The organism is Methylocapsa acidiphila B2 (assembly GCF_000427445.1).
GTDB classification, from domain to species: domain Bacteria; phylum Pseudomonadota; class Alphaproteobacteria; order Rhizobiales; family Beijerinckiaceae; genus Methylocapsa; species Methylocapsa acidiphila.
In genome coordinates this window covers 1,290,830-1,304,676 of record NZ_KE386496.1, presented here as the reverse complement: position 1 = coordinate 1,304,676, position 13,847 = coordinate 1,290,830, and the positions used below count along the sequence as shown (strand labels likewise).

Genomic DNA, 13,847 nt, shown 5'->3' with positions numbered 1-13,847 from the left:
GCCGCGCCGTCCGCGCCTAGCTCGGCGATTCTTGAGCTTGTTCTTCGCGCTCGAGGGGCCGCCACGAAGCGATGCTAATTCAGGCGTCTCGGAATGGGGCGGCCTGGACGCGTTGACGCGTCGAAGGCGGAATGTCCTGGAACTGCCGTTTGGCAAGCGGCGCCAGTAGCGATTTCATCATCGAGCACAAGCATCGCCTCGACGGTTTTGTCTCGTGCGTTTCGGCGGCGTGGAAAAAGGCGGCTTATCAGACCGAAGTTTATTGAGGCGGCCTTTTCGGACGGCTTTAATGATTATCGGCCGAAGGCGTCGGCGTCGCGCCATAGACGCTAGCTAATCCGAGGGCGTCGTCGAGGAATTGAAAGCGGGCCGAGCGGACCGCGGTCGTACGAAAATGGCTTTGATCGCGAAAATAAGGAACGCTGTGTTCGTCGATCGTCGGGCAGCGGCCGTCGGAGCAGAGGAAGTCGAGCGGCTCGATGAATTTAGCGCCGACCGACGCGGCGAGCGATTTCAATCGCACCTTCAGCGGGAGGGTGAATTCCTCATAGGCCTCGCGGTCGATATAGGAAATGTCCGTGGTGTCGAAGCGCAGGAATTGCCGCTTCAGCAATTCAGGCGGAAGATCCCAATTGCCGCTGGGGGTCGCCGAGACGAAGACGATCTCGACGCCGCGATCGCGGAATTCCATCAGGCGCTTGCCGAGCGCCGCGAGAACCGCGTCGATATGGGCGAAATACCATGTCGGATCGCTCTTGAGGGCGCAGGACTCCGCCTCGACGAAGCATAGCGAACTGTTTTCAGGCCCGAAATAGCCGTACCAGTTCGAGATGAAAGCGATGCGCTTGAATTTGCCGGCTTCTGCGAATTGCAGGGCCTTCTCGGCGAAGCCATTGCAGCGAAAGCGGTCAATGATCATTTTGATGCCGGGCACCGGCGGACAGCCCGACGACGCGAGGAAAGTGATCGATTTGCCGAGATTCGCTTCATCGACTTTGGCGAAGCGGTTGAAGGCCTGCATGGCGAAGGAGTCGCCGATGACCAAACTATCTTGGCTATCGCGCTGGCCTATCCGGCAGGGTTTCAAATTTCCCTCGGGATCCATCCCGTCGCAAGTCAGGGGAAAGTCCCAGTCCGCGACGACCATGCGATAGATCTCGAGCTGCTTGGCGCTGTCGGCGCGCCGATCCACAAAACCTTTGTGCGAAATGACCGTGACCGCCAGTCCGACGGAGAGGGCCAGCATGCCGGCGATCGGCGCCCAGCGCAGCAGCTTCGAATTCGTCGTGACGAGCGGTTCCAGATAGTTTTTCCAAAAGGACAACAAAAGTCCGCCACAGGCCAAGAGCGCCGCGAGAATGACGATCTCGACGATAATCTTCAATGCGGTGATCTCGTTGAAATCGAGATACAAAGCGGTCACGGCGATCGGCCAATGCCAGAGATAGATCGAATAGGACCATTTGCCGATGAGCTGGACGAACTGATTTTTGAAAGGCGATGCGTCAAATCGATTGGCGGCGATGATGCAACAGGTTCCCACAACAGGAAACAGGGCCCAATAATAGGGCCAGGGCGTGTTGCTGTTGAAGAAATACATCGAGGCGGCGATGAGCGTGAAGCCGGCGACGAGCAGCGCCCTCGCCGAATATTTTCCCGGCCGGCCCTTGAAATGAAGCGCAACGATTCCGCCCGCCAGAAGCTCCCAAGCCCGCTGGGGCAGAAGATAGAAGGCGACGGCGGGTTCGCGCGTCGAATAGATGATCGATAAATAGAGCGAGACCGCCGCCAACGCCAACAGAATCGAACCAAGATAGCGCCTCGCTATGCCGATCTTGGTGAGGGCGAGGAGCAATATCGGATAAATCATGTAGAACTGCCATTCTACAGATAGGCTCCATGTATGGAGAAGCCATTTGACTTCGCTTTGCGGGTCGAAATATCCAACTGCTTCGGCAAAGCGAATATTTGAAAAGAAGAAAATTGCCGACATACTAGTGTAGGCGAGATAGTTATAGGTCATCGGATCAATGAAAAAATATCCGATGACAATGAGAAAGCTACAGAGACCGAGCAAGCCGGGAACGATGCGCTTCGCGCGGTCATAGTAGAAATCGAAGAGGTTAAACGACCCTTTGTCCAGCCTTCCAACAATAATGTTTGTCATTAGATAGCCGGAGATAACAAAAAATATGTCCACTCCGACATAGCCGCCAAAAATAAAACCGGCCTTGAAATGGTAGAGCACGACCGCGGATACCGCGAGCGCGCGCAAGGCATTGATATCATGTCTAAACTTCGTCATCGCGACCACGTTTCAAGTGTTGGCCCGGGTGCAGGCCCAGATCCGGCGCAAGTGTCCGTTTGATTTTACCTTCAGTCGGCGATGTGCCGAGAACTCATCGAAATTCAGAGTTTGGCGATCTAATCTGGATGACAAAGAAGCGCGTAGGCTGAAGGCGCAACTTAGCAAACATGAGTTGTGTCGATATTGAATAATGGCTTTGTCAATGAGCGTCCCCTCATAGCCAGGGATTAGGACGAGGCCGCCGATAAGCCGGCGAATTCTTGCTCGCCGCGTCGAATAAATCTCAATAGCACTGTGGAATCGAGTCGGCTCTTGACTCAAAGCTTTCGATCCGATGCGCTTTTCGCATTGACCATGCCGCTGGGTCAAGCTTGTCGCTCGCCGTCTTGGATCGGGTTCAGGGGCGCGCGCCCATCCGCCGCAGCCGCGCGCCGGAAAGTTGACGCGCCAGTTGGTACACGTGAAATGCTGTCGGCGGCTATGGCGATCGCGCCGGAGAGCGATCTCTCCGCCGGCGCCGGACCAGATCAATCATGCGAGGCGAACGATATGTCGGAACCAAGCGAATTCGAGACAAAGGCAGGCTCGCCCCTCGGCGCCGACGAATTGCGCAAGATCGACGGATATTGGCGCGCGGCGAATTATTTGGCGGTCGGGCAGATCTACCTCCTCGACAATCCGCTTTTGCGCGAGCCGCTTCGGCCGGAACATGTCAAGGCGCGCCTTCTCGGCCATTGGGGAACGACCCCTGGGCTTAATTTCGTTTACGCCCATCTAAACCGTGCGATCAATGCGCGCGATCTCGACGCCCTCTTCATCTGCGGGCCGGGCCATGGCGGGCCGGCGGTCGTCGCCAACACCTATCTCGAGGGGACTTATAGCGAGATCTATCCGGACGTCTCGCAAGACGAAGAGGGCATGCGGCGGCTGTTTCGCCAATTCTCCTTTCCGGGCGGCATCCCGAGCCATGCGGCGCCTGAGACTCCCGGCTCGATCCATGAAGGCGGCGAGCTCGGCTATGCGCTGGTTCACGCCTATGGCGCGGCCTTCGACAATCCCGATCTGCTTGTCGCCTGCGTGATCGGCGACGGCGAGGCCGAGACGGGCGCGCTCGCGGCCTCCTGGCATTCGAACAAGTTTCTCGATCCGATTCATGACGGCGCGGTTCTGCCGATCCTTCATCTCAATGGCTATAAGATCGCCAATCCGACCATCCTCGCGCGCATGTCCCATGAGGCGCTCTCCGACCTTCTCAGAGGCTATGGCCATGAGCCTTTCTTCGTCGAGGGCTCCGATCCAAGCGAGGTCCACCAGAAAATGGCTTCGGCGCTCGACGCGGCGCTCGATCGGATCGCGCTGATTCAGGCTGAGGCGAGGGGCTCCGGCAAGATGGACCTGCCGCCGCGCTGGCCCATGATCGTCTTGCGAACGCCGAAAGGATGGACCGGCCCGAAGGAGGTCGACGGCCTCAAGACGGAAGGGTTCTGGCGATCGCATCAGGTGCCCTTGTCTAATGTTCGCGGCAATCCGGCGCATCTCGCCCAGCTCGAGGCCTGGCTGCGGAGCTATGCGCCCGAGGCCCTCTTCGATTCCGCGGGCCGGCTCGCCCCGGATCTCGCCGCGCTGGCGCCGCGGGGCCTGCGCCGCATGGGCGCCAATCCGCACGCCAATGGCGGCCTTCTCATGCGCCGCCTGCATTTGCCGGATCTCCGTCAGTACGCCGTCGAGGTCGAAAGGCCGGGCGGGGTCCAGGCCGAGGCGACGCGGGCCATGGGCGAATATTTGCGCGACGTGATGCGTCTGAACGCCGAGACCCGCAATTTCCGCCTGATGGGGCCAGACGAAACCGCCTCGAACCGCCTCGACGCCGTCTTCGAGGCGACCGAGCGCGTGTGGATGGAGCCGATCCTGCCCGAGGACGTCCATCTCGCGCATGAGGGCCGGGTCATGGAGGTCTTGAGCGAGCATCTGTGCCAGGGCTGGCTCGAAGGCTATCTTCTCACCGGCCGGCACGGCTTTTTCTCATGCTACGAGGCCTTCATCCATATTGTGGATTCGATGGTCAATCAGCATGCCAAATGGCTGAAGGTCGCGCGCGAGCTCAGATGGCGGCGCCCGATCGCCTCGCTCAACTATCTCTTGACCTCCCATGTCTGGCGCCAGGACCATAATGGCTTCAGCCATCAAGACCCGGGCTTCATCGACCATGTCGTCAACAAAAAGGCCGACATCGTCCGCGTCTATCTGCCGCCGGACGCGAACTGCCTCCTTTGGACCGTCGATCATTGCCTGCGCACCTATAATCGGATCAATGTGATCGTCGCCGGCAAGCAGCCCGCGCCGCAATGGCTTGCGATCGAGGCGGCGCTGGCTCATTGCCGCGCCGGCGTCGGCATTTGGGATTTCGCCAGCAATGATCAAGGCGGCGAGCCTGATGTGGTCATGGCCTGCGCCGGCGACGTGCCGACGCTGGAGACGCTCGCCGCCGTCAATCTACTGCGTGACAACTTGCCGGAGCTCAGGATCCGTTTCGTGAACGTGGTCGATCTCATGACCCTGCAGCCGAAGGAGGCGCATCCGCACGGGCTCACCAATCGCGAATTCGACGCCCTCTTCACCAAGGACAAGCCGGTCATTTTTGCCTTTCATGGCTATCCGCACCTGGTCCATCGGCTCATCTACCGCCGCACGAACCATGCGAATTTCCATGTCCGCGGCTACATTGAGGAGGGCACGACGACGACGCCCTTCGACATGGCGGTCTTGAACGGGCTCGACCGCTTTCATCTTGCGATCAGCACCATAGAGCGCGCGCCGGGCCTCGCGACGCCGGCGGCTCATGTGATTCAGCGATTCCGCGACCGTCTCATCGCCCATAAGGAGCATATCTGCCGGACGGGAGACGACGTGCCGGAGATCCGCGATTGGGTCTGGCCCTACTAGAGGACCGCCGGCTCTATCGCAGGACGACGACCTTGGTTCCGATCTTCACCCGGTCGGACAGATCGACGACGTCCTGATTGGTCATGCGGATGCAGCCTGAGGAGACGGCCGCGCCGATCGTGTCGGGCTCGTTTGAGCCGTGAATGCGATAAAGGCTCGAGCCGAGATAGATCGCGCGCGCGCCGAGCGGATTGTCGATTCCGCCGGGCATATGGCGGGGCAGGTCGGGGCGCCGCTTGAGCATTTGCGGCGGCGGCGTCCAATCCGGCCATTCGCGCTTCATCGAGACCGTCTTAACGCCGGACCAGGTGAAGCCCTCGCGTCCGACGCCGACGCCGTAGCGGATCGCCTGGCCGTCGCCGAGCACATAATAGAGCCGCCGCTCGCTGGTCGAGACGACCACCGTCCCAGGCTTATAGTCATGATTGAACGGCACGACCTCGCGCGGGATCGCCTGTTGGCGGAAGAGGGTGAGAAAATCCGCGATCGGCCCGTGGCTGAGCGGGTTGAGATCGGCCAGCTGAACATGGTCCAGCGGATTGTCGAAGGCGAAAGCCGGGCTCGCGCCGAGAAGCGCCAGAACAACGCCCGCGCGCGTGAAAATCCGAAGCATAGCTGTCCCTAAAGGCCGTCGGTCTGTGGCGACGGGCATGAGTCTAGCGTCTACTTCCGGTTGCGTTTTTGGCCAAAATAGGGCGCAAGCGGGCGCGGGCGGCCAAGCTCGAGCAATTCCGCGCCATCGTTTGGACAGCGTTTAGATTTGGGCGCGGGCCTCGGTCGCGAGCTTGCGCGTGCGTGAATAAGCCCCGCTCGCGCTGAGTGCGGCGCCGCGCGGTCAATTGCGGGGCATTCCCAGCGGCCGGCGTCGCTCCTCGGAGGGATTGGCATGATTTTGAGAGCCTTGGGTGAAGGCTCGGAAATGGCTAAAAGGTTCTGTAGGCTGTCCGTTTCCTTTGGCCGGTGCCGGTCCTTATAGAGCAAGCTCCTCGACGGCTTCAATCGCCTTTGGCACGGCATCGGCCGCCAACAGGGGGATGTTCATCCCCTCGACTCGAACGGTCTGGACATCCACGATGCCGATGAAACCTAGGATTTGACGCAGGTAAGGCTCGACAAAATCCCACGGGCGCCATGGGCCCTCTGTAAAAACGCCACCCGAAGCCAGAACCAGGATGGCTTTCTTGTCGTTCGCCAGACCGAGGACGCCGCTATCGGCGTATCGGAAGGTCCTGTCTGGCCGCACGACCAGATCGATCCAAGCTTTGACCGCGGAGGGAATGCCGAAATTCCACATCGGCGTTGCGATCACCAGAAGATCGGACGCCAGAAGCTCGTCGGTCAGTTGATCCGACTGACGGGCCGCGTCTTTCAACCTTTCCGCCTCGGCCAGGTCCTTTGTCGAGATTGCCTGGAGCGTGATTTCGTCCAGATGGGGCAGATGCTCGGCGGCTAGGTCGCGGCGCATGAGCTTTGCTGATGGATAGAGGTCGGCGAGCGCGTTGGCGACCGATCGACTCGCCGAGTTCTTCCCCCTAGGGCTCGCTTCAATCATAAGGATTTGCTTCATGGCGGTGTCTCTTAATCTTCTCGAGATGCGGGTCTTTTAGCGAGCAAGCGCCGTCAATGCGTTCCAGGCTGCAAGAGAGTCCATGTAGTCTCTCCAGCGCGCGATTTTCCGGTTTTCAATCTTCATGATCGAGCAAAATCGATTGTCGTACTTCACGCCGGTCGCGAGGATGGTCCCGTGGACCTCGTATTCGATGACGAGGACGCGGCCGTCGTCCGCCTTGTGGGCGATCAACTTATCGGCGGATTGAAGCGCGATGTTGTCGACATAGCCCTTGAAGGCGGCCAATAGGTCGGTTCGTCCCTGGATGACGCGAGGCCAGCCGGGGATGTCGTAGAGGACCTCGTAGACGACGTTGTCGGTGACGACGTCGAAGAAGTGCTCGCCGTCGACAACATCGCCCAGCGCCCCCCGGACCAGGTCGAAGTAGGGCCTGGCGGCCTCGAAGGCGGCGTAATTCGGATTCGGCATCCTGGACTCTCCATGCGCTCCGCAAGGTTGCTTACAAAAGGGGAGCTACATATAAAGCGGAAGCTTAATTCGCAAAAGAAGGCACTTTCAGATCAGTCGCTTACGTCGAGGTAAGTTATGAAGAAGCCAAGCAAGGCCGGCCACCTGGACCCCGCAGCAATTTGCAGGAGCTCAGATCCAATGGCCGTACGGGAACTGTTGACCAAGATCGGCGACAAGTGGACGATCTTGGTCATTCTTTCGCTCGACCTTCTCGGCGGGCGCGCTCGATTTTCCGAACTCGAACGTGCGGTTCCTGGGATTTCACAACGGATGCTGTCTTCAACTCTGAAGAATCTCGATCGCGATGGGTTGGTTATCCGCGAGTTGTTTCCCGAAGTGCCGCCCCGCGTCGAGTACGAGATTACTGCCCTTGGAAAGAGCCTGCTGCGCCCCACGCAAGGGCTGGTCGATTGGGCCAAGGCAAATTGGGAGCAGGTCAGGGAAGCGCAATCAAAACACGATGCGAGATAGCCTTTGGCATTGCGCTGCGGCCCTTCGGTCGCATTGACAAGCCGAGGCCCGGCATACGACATGGCCGCCGCGCCCCATGCTGCCGGCCGACGCCGGAGCGGCCATTCGTCCTCTGGCTTTTTCTTTGGCGCGAAAGACAATAAAAGGAGCGGCCGAAGGCGCGCCGCCGCAATGGCGAGCCGCGCTCGCGCTTCAGGGTCAGGGCGCTCATGCAGATCAGAATTCTCGGGTCCTCCGCCGGCGGCGGCTTTCCGCAATGGAATTGCAATTGCCGCAATTGCGCCGCCGCGCGCGCCGGCGCGCCGGGGTTTCGGCCGCGCACGCAATCTTCCCTCGCCGTCAGCCGCGACGGGCGGGATTGGGTCTTGCTCAACGCCTCGCCCGATCTCGGCGCGCAGCTCGTGCAAAACCCCGCGCTCGCGGCGCGGGCCGATGGACCCGCGCGCAATAGCCCGATCAAGGCGGTCATCCTCACCAATGGCGACGTCGATCATGTCGCCGGGCTTTTGACCCTGCGCGAGGCCCAGCCCTTCGCGGTCTATGGCGCGCAGCGCGTGCTCGACGTGCTCGCCCGCAATGCGCTCTTCGACGTGCTCGCGCCCGAACGCGTCGAAAGGCGCGTCCTGGCGATCGAGACGCCGACGAAGCTCGCAGGCGGCGGCGTCGATCTCGGCCTCACGGTCGAGGCCTTTCCTGTCGAGGGTAAGATCGCCCTTTATCTTGAGGATGCGGCGGCGGGGCCGAATTTCGGCACGCAGATCGGCGACACGCTCGGCCTACGCATCAGCGATCCCGCGACCGGCGACGAATTTTTCTATGTTCCAGGCTGCGCCAAGATCGATGAGACCTTGGCCCGGCGCCTGCGCGGGGCGAAGCTCGCCTTCTTCGACGGCACGCTTTGGCATGACGACGAGATGATCGAGCAGGGCCTTCTCGGCAAAACCGGCGCGCGCATGGGCCATGTGAATATGTCCGGGCCGGAGGGCTCGATCGCTAGCTTCGCGCCGCTCGGCGTCGCGCGCAAAGTCTATATTCACATCAATAATTCCAACCCCGTGCTCAACGAATTTTCGCCTGAGCGCAAGGCGGCGGAGGCGGCGGGCTGGGAGATTGGTTACGACGGAATGGAGCTGTCCCTATGAGCGAGGCGCAATCGCAAGCCGGAGTCGCCGAACTTTGGTCCCCTGAGGAGTTTGACGCGGCGATCCGCGCCGTCGGGGCTGAGCGCTACCATGACAAGCACGCCTTCCATAAGCTTCTCCATGGCGGCAAGCTGGACAAGGGCCAGGTCCAGGCCTGGGCGCTCAACCGCTATTGCTATCAGGAAGCCGTGCCGCGCAAGGACGCGTCCTTCATCAGCCGCGTGCATGACCGCGAATTGCGGCGCGAATGGATTCGCCGCATCCATGACCACGATGGCCTCGGCGACGAGCCGGGCGGCATTGAGCGCTGGCTGATCTTGACCGATGGCCTCGGCCTCGACCGCGATTATGTGACCTCGTTCCGAGGCGCGTTGCCGGCGACGCGGCATATTGTCGAATCCTATGTGCGCTTCGTGCGCGAGCAGCCGCTCGTCGTCGCGGTGGCCTCCTCCCTCACCGAGCTTTTCGCGCCGACCATTCATCGCGAGCGGATCGCCGGCATGCTCGAGAATTACAGCTTCATCGACGATAGCGTGATGGCTTATTTCAAGCGCCGATTGGCGCAGGCCCCGCGCGATTCCGATTTCGCCCTGGCCTATGTCAAGGCGAATGCAAAGACGAGGGCGGAGCAGGAGGCCTGCGTCGGCGCTGTGCGCTTCAAATGCGACGTGCTCTGGGCGCAGCTCGATGCGCTGCATCATGCCTATGTGACGCCGGCCCTGATTCCGCCCGGCGCTTTCCGCCCGGCCGGCGCGACGTCGAATTGATCTGCCGCAAGACGCAGGGGAGGGGGCGGGATTAGAAAAAGCTCCTGCCGCCGAGGCGCGGCGGGGAGACGTCCATGCCCGACATCAACCCCGATAAGGTCTGTTTCGTCATCGTCAAGGCGCGCGAGTTCGACATTCAGGACGAAGGTCTGGAGGCCGATGATTCGAACGCCAGCGACGATCAATTTGTGAGCGTCTACGCCTCGGGGAAGGACGACAGCGTCCGCAAGGAGCTGAAAGGATTCATCGACGGCATGGACGAGGACGAGCAAAGCGAGCTCGTCGCGCTCTGCTGGATCGGCCGCGGGGATTTCTCGCCGGAGGAATGGAAGATCGCAGTCGCCGAGGCGCGAAGCCGGCGCGAGGGCTCGACCGCGGATTATTTGATCGGCATCCCATTGGTGTCTGATTATCTCGAAGAAGGCCTCTCGAGATTCGACCTATCCTGCGAAGGCTTCGAAATCGGTCGCCTCTGAGCGCGGGCCAGCGCGCCGTGCGCCGGAAAAATGGAGGCTCGAATGCAAGTTCCTCTCGAAATCACTTTCCAGAATTCGGAGCCGTCGGAGGAGATTCGCGCCGAGGTCGAAAAACAGGCCCAGAGGCTCGAGAAATTCACCGACCGCATCACCAGTTGCAATGTGGCGGTTATCTCCCCGCAGACCCGGCATAAGAAGGGCGATCTCTATAAGGTCGACATACGCATCGCCATGCCGCAGCATAAGGACGTTATTGTCGCCAAGACCCATGGCGACGCTCCTGAGCACGAGCATTACGCCGTCGCGATCAAGGACGCCTTCGCCGCGGCTCAACGGCAGGTCGAGGACGCCGTGCGCGAGATGCGGGGCCAGGTCAAGCCTCACGAGGTCGAGGACCATGGGCGAGTGTCGAAATTTCTCGCCGGCGAGGATTATGGATTCATCGAGACCTCCGACAGCCGGGAGATCTATTTCCACCGCCACAGCGTTCTCGACGGCGCCTTCGACCGCCTGACGGTCGGCGCGGAGGTCAGGTTCGTCGAGGAAATCGGCGAGAAGGGCCCGCAGGCGACGACGGTTCGTTTGATTGGGAAGCATCATTTGCTTTAGGACCGGCGGCCGTGACGCGCGCGCCTATGCGCGCCGGCTGGCGCCGTTTCCGATTCCGTCGAATCGGAAATCGCCTCGGCCGTTCCTTCCCGCCTTTTTCGAAAGCGCGCGCATAAAGCTCGACGCGTGGTGCGCGGCTGCAACAGGCCGATGGGGCGCCGGCGCCCGCGTCGCCGGCGGCCGGGCTTCCGCGTGTGAAACCCTGGCGCCTAAGCAGATGCGCTCGACTTTGACCGCATATGGAGAAGTCGAGCGCTCCGTGCTGGAATATCATGTCGCCGGAAAGCTTGGCGGGCGCGCCGAACGTGAGCGTCTTCGCGGATCTGGACAACGAAAATTACTGGTCACGAAACTGGCCTTTGTCTGATGCAGCATGAAGCATTATACTGCATATTTACTTTGAATTTAGCTTTATAATTACAAATAACCTAGAATTAACGACGTAGTGTGAGGTTAAAAGTCGCTGAATCGTAAATTTATCCTTTATTTCATGCTTGATTTATCGGCCCATGTAAACGCTGGATTCAGCTTATTACTTAAACTGGCTTTCACCGGCCCCTATTATTTTTCATCTCATAGAGGCGCAAATGCAATCGCGCCGCGATTCGAAAAAACTAGGGAATTGAGTCATGATCAATGCGCTGAAGACCGAAGCGTCGCAGGCCCGGGCGGAGAAGATCGCCGAGGTCCGTCCGGTCTATCTCGAAGCCTTGACCCTCGTCGAACGGTTGCACCGCCGCTTGCTCGACGTGATCAAAGACGAATTCGATCGCCGCGGCCGCAGCGACGTGAACTCCGTACAGGCCCTTCTTCTCTACAATATCGGCGACAATGAGCTGACTGCCGGCGAATTGCGCACGCGCGGATATTATCTCGGCTCGAATGTGTCCTATAATGTCAAGAAGCTCGTCGAGACCGGCTATCTTCATCACGCCCGCTCGCGCATCGATCGCCGCGCGGTCCGCATCAGCCTCACCGAGAAGGGCCGCGAGGTGCATGAGATCGTCGCTGGCCTTTATGACAAGCATGTCGTCACGGTCGAGCAGATCGGCGGCATCAACTCCGACGAGTTCGCACGCTTGAACCAAGCTTTGGTTCGGCTGGAGCGGTTTTGGACCGATCAAATTCGGTTCAGGCTTTGATCCTTTCTGAACATGGCCCCGCCCGCGCCGACGTCCTGCCGACGCCATTGTTTTGACATTGCTTGATCGCCTTTGACGCAAATGATCCGTGTTCGCCATAGAATCGCCGCCCTGTTTCTGTCTTGTTAACCATCGCGGCGCTAACGTGAGGGAAGGCGGTCACACCGCTTTGACTTGCGGCGGAGCCCTCGAAATGCTCTTCCGAGAGCGTAGCGATTGGCGGCGCAGCCTTGAGTCTTTCGTGCGGACCTCCGCAACCGATTTAATTGCGGAACGCGCAAGACGGCGACGACCTGAAGTCGAGACGAGCGCAGGCGACGGCGCATCGCTCGGCTCCCCCGGGCGGCGTTGTCCAAAGGTGGAGTTGAAAGTGACGACAGATTTGCTCGGCAGTGCGCGTCGGGATATGGCGCGCGGATCGATCTTTGCTGCTTTGCTCGCCGGTGTTGCGCTGGCTCCGGCGTCAGGCGCGCTCGCCGCGCAAGGCGGAGGTCTTTTCGGCGAGCAAGCCGAATGGGCGCAGCGCTACGACGCCGATCCGCGCCTCGCGATCTCGCGCTCGAACACGCCGGTCCTCTCCTTGCAGACTTTCTCGGCGACCGAGCAGGCCATCGAGAGCTATCGCCAGATCGTCGCGAACGGCGGCTGGAACATGGTTCCGGCCAGCCATGTTCTGAAGCTCGGGGCCAATGGACCGGCCGTGGTCGCGCTGCGGCGCAGGCTCGCCGCCTCCGGCGATCTCGATCCCTCGGTCGGCGCCTCGCCGATCTTCGACTCCTATGTCGACGCCGGCGTCAAGCATTTCCAGGCCCGCCATGGCCTCAGCGAGACCGGGGTCGTCTCCAAGGAAACCTTCGCCGCGCTCAATGTGCCGGCCGACGTGAGGCTGCGCCAGCTTGAGATCAATCTCGTTCGCCTGCGTTCTTATTCCGGCAATCTCGGCGAACGTTTCGTCATGGCGAACATCCCGGCGATGGCGGTCGAGACGGTCGAGAACGGCGTGGTCGCGACGCGCCATAACGCGGGCGTCGGCAAGATCGACCGGCAATCCCCGGTCATGATGACCAAGGCGATCGACATCAACTTCAACCCTTACTGGACGGTGCCGGCCTCGATCATTCGCAAGGATTTGATCCCGCGGATGCAGAAGGACGCGAATTATCTGAACGACCACAAGATCCGCATCTTCAACAAGGATGGCCAGGAGCTGCAGTCGGATCAGGTCAATTGGAATTCGCTGGAGGCGATCAATTACAAATTTCGCCAAGATCCGGGCGGCGACCTGAACTCGCTCGGCGTTGTGCGCATCAATATCAATAATCCCTATGGCGTCTATATGCACGACACGCCGGAGAAGGGCATTTTTGGCGACGACGACCGTTTTGTGTCGTCCGGCTGCATCCGCGTTCAGAATGTGCGCGACTATGTGGCTTGGTTGCTCAAGGACACCCCCGGCTGGGACCGCGAGCATATAGACGAGGCGATCCGCTCGGGGCAGCGCATCGACGCCAAGCTGGCGACCCCCGTGCCGGTCTATTGGGTCTATGTCACGGCTTGGTCCACGCCCGAAGGACTGGCCCAGTTCCGCGAAGACATTTATCAACGCGACGGCTTCGGCCCCGTCGGCGCCGCCGCCGGGCCGACGACCTCGGCGGCCGCGAGCCCGCAGATCATACAGCCCGTGCCGCTGCCGCAAACGGCGAGCAGCGCGCGCAACCAGGCTCTCGAACCCTTGAGCGACGACGAATAGCGCCGGCGCCCGGCATCCTCGCCGGGATCTTTAACGCAGGCCGCATTTGGACGGAAATCTTGCGGGAATGGAGGCGCCGAGCGGCCTTCACTCCCGCGATTCGTCATGCTAAGGCCAATGCCATTCACAAGCCTCGCAAGTCGGGCGCTTCTCCGATCC

12 protein-coding genes are annotated in these 13,847 nt (G+C 60.6%); 8 read left to right on the top strand and 4 right to left on the bottom strand.

Annotated elements, in window-relative coordinates:
- Nucleotides 1-286: 286 nt before the first annotated feature.
- Nucleotides 287-2,305: an acyltransferase family protein gene (locus METAC_RS25135; RefSeq protein WP_156898140.1), complete on the bottom strand. Its 2,019-nt coding sequence runs from the start codon at nucleotides 2,303-2,305 to the stop codon at nucleotides 287-289.
- A 552-nt stretch (nucleotides 2,306-2,857) separates the two neighbouring features.
- Here METAC_RS25135 and METAC_RS22845 point away from each other — a divergent pair.
- A complete protein-coding gene (locus METAC_RS22845; RefSeq protein WP_051335805.1) occupies nucleotides 2,858-5,251 on the top strand; it encodes a phosphoketolase family protein in 2,394 nt (797 codons plus the stop codon).
- 13 nt (nucleotides 5,252-5,264) lie between these two features.
- Here the strand turns inward: METAC_RS22845 and METAC_RS0107985 are convergent, their stop codons facing one another.
- The 3 genes from METAC_RS0107985 to METAC_RS0107975 form a co-directional block, all read right to left on the bottom strand.
- Nucleotides 5,265-5,864, bottom strand: coding sequence for a L,D-transpeptidase (locus tag METAC_RS0107985; protein ID WP_026606617.1), 600 nt, complete (start codon nucleotides 5,862-5,864; stop codon nucleotides 5,265-5,267).
- A 357-nt stretch (nucleotides 5,865-6,221) separates the two neighbouring features.
- Complete coding sequence (locus METAC_RS0107980) at nucleotides 6,222-6,818, bottom strand: FMN-dependent NADH-azoreductase (protein ID WP_026606616.1); 597 nt, start codon at nucleotides 6,816-6,818, stop codon at nucleotides 6,222-6,224.
- 36 nt (nucleotides 6,819-6,854) lie between these two features.
- Nucleotides 6,855-7,289 (bottom strand): nuclear transport factor 2 family protein, encoded by a 435-nt coding sequence (locus METAC_RS0107975; protein WP_026606615.1) that lies wholly within the window; start codon nucleotides 7,287-7,289, stop codon nucleotides 6,855-6,857.
- Between the two features lie 117 nt (nucleotides 7,290-7,406).
- On the opposite strand from METAC_RS0107975, the gene METAC_RS25710 reads away from it, so the two are divergent.
- The 7 genes from METAC_RS25710 (at nucleotide 7,407) to METAC_RS22840 (ending at nucleotide 13,688) form a co-directional block, all read left to right on the top strand.
- Complete coding sequence (locus tag METAC_RS25710; RefSeq protein ID WP_084143517.1) at nucleotides 7,407-7,802, top strand: winged helix-turn-helix transcriptional regulator; 396 nt, start codon at nucleotides 7,407-7,409, stop codon at nucleotides 7,800-7,802.
- A 209-nt stretch (nucleotides 7,803-8,011) separates the two neighbouring features.
- Nucleotides 8,012-8,944: a pyrroloquinoline quinone biosynthesis protein PqqB gene (gene pqqB, locus METAC_RS0107955; RefSeq protein WP_026606613.1), complete on the top strand. Its 933-nt coding sequence runs from the start codon at nucleotides 8,012-8,014 to the stop codon at nucleotides 8,942-8,944.
- A complete protein-coding gene (gene pqqC, locus METAC_RS0107950) occupies nucleotides 8,941-9,711 on the top strand; it encodes a pyrroloquinoline-quinone synthase PqqC (protein WP_026606612.1) in 771 nt (256 codons plus the stop codon). Before pqqB ends, pqqC begins: the two co-directional genes overlap by 4 nt.
- Nucleotides 9,712-9,785: 74 nt before the next feature.
- A complete protein-coding gene (locus tag METAC_RS0107945) occupies nucleotides 9,786-10,187 on the top strand; it encodes a DUF3775 domain-containing protein (protein ID WP_026606611.1) in 402 nt (133 codons plus the stop codon).
- Between the two features lie 42 nt (nucleotides 10,188-10,229).
- Nucleotides 10,230-10,796 carry an HPF/RaiA family ribosome-associated protein gene (locus METAC_RS0107940; RefSeq protein WP_026606610.1) on the top strand — a complete coding sequence of 189 codons (567 nt, stop codon included), beginning with the start codon at nucleotides 10,230-10,232 and terminating at the stop codon, nucleotides 10,794-10,796.
- A 629-nt stretch (nucleotides 10,797-11,425) separates the two neighbouring features.
- Nucleotides 11,426-11,938 (top strand): transcriptional regulator LdtR, encoded by a 513-nt coding sequence (ldtR, locus tag METAC_RS0107930; RefSeq protein WP_026606608.1) that lies wholly within the window; start codon nucleotides 11,426-11,428, stop codon nucleotides 11,936-11,938.
- Nucleotides 11,939-12,344: 406 nt separating this feature from the next.
- Nucleotides 12,345-13,688 carry a L,D-transpeptidase family protein gene (locus METAC_RS22840; RefSeq protein ID WP_036255385.1) on the top strand — a complete coding sequence of 448 codons (1,344 nt, stop codon included), beginning with the start codon at nucleotides 12,345-12,347 and terminating at the stop codon, nucleotides 13,686-13,688.
- The last annotated feature ends 159 nt before the right edge of the window (nucleotides 13,689-13,847 follow it).

Bases quoted from the DNA above. Each gene is read 5' to 3' on its own strand.
- METAC_RS25135 (WP_156898140.1), bottom strand. From the start codon at position 2,305: ATGACGAAGTTTAGACATGATATCAATGCCTTGCGCGCGCTCGCGGTA.
- METAC_RS0107980 (WP_026606616.1), bottom strand. From the start codon at position 6,818: ATGAAGCAAATCCTTATGATTGAAGCGAGCCCTAGGGGGAAGAACTCG.
- METAC_RS0107940 (WP_026606610.1), top strand. From the start codon at position 10,230: ATGCAAGTTCCTCTCGAAATCACTTTCCAGAATTCGGAGCCGTCGGAG.
- pqqB (WP_026606613.1), top strand. From the start codon at position 8,012: ATGCAGATCAGAATTCTCGGGTCCTCCGCCGGCGGCGGCTTTCCGCAA.
- ldtR (WP_026606608.1), top strand. From the start codon at position 11,426: ATGATCAATGCGCTGAAGACCGAAGCGTCGCAGGCCCGGGCGGAGAAG.
- METAC_RS0107945 (WP_026606611.1), top strand. From the start codon at position 9,786: ATGCCCGACATCAACCCCGATAAGGTCTGTTTCGTCATCGTCAAGGCG.
- METAC_RS0107975 (WP_026606615.1), bottom strand. From the start codon at position 7,289: ATGCCGAATCCGAATTACGCCGCCTTCGAGGCCGCCAGGCCCTACTTC.
- METAC_RS22845 (WP_051335805.1), top strand. From the start codon at position 2,858: ATGTCGGAACCAAGCGAATTCGAGACAAAGGCAGGCTCGCCCCTCGGC.
- pqqC (WP_026606612.1), top strand. From the start codon at position 8,941: ATGAGCGAGGCGCAATCGCAAGCCGGAGTCGCCGAACTTTGGTCCCCT.
- METAC_RS25710 (WP_084143517.1), top strand. From the start codon at position 7,407: ATGAAGAAGCCAAGCAAGGCCGGCCACCTGGACCCCGCAGCAATTTGC.
- METAC_RS22840 (WP_036255385.1), top strand. From the start codon at position 12,345: ATGGCGCGCGGATCGATCTTTGCTGCTTTGCTCGCCGGTGTTGCGCTG.
- METAC_RS0107985 (WP_026606617.1), bottom strand. From the start codon at position 5,864: ATGCTTCGGATTTTCACGCGCGCGGGCGTTGTTCTGGCGCTTCTCGGC.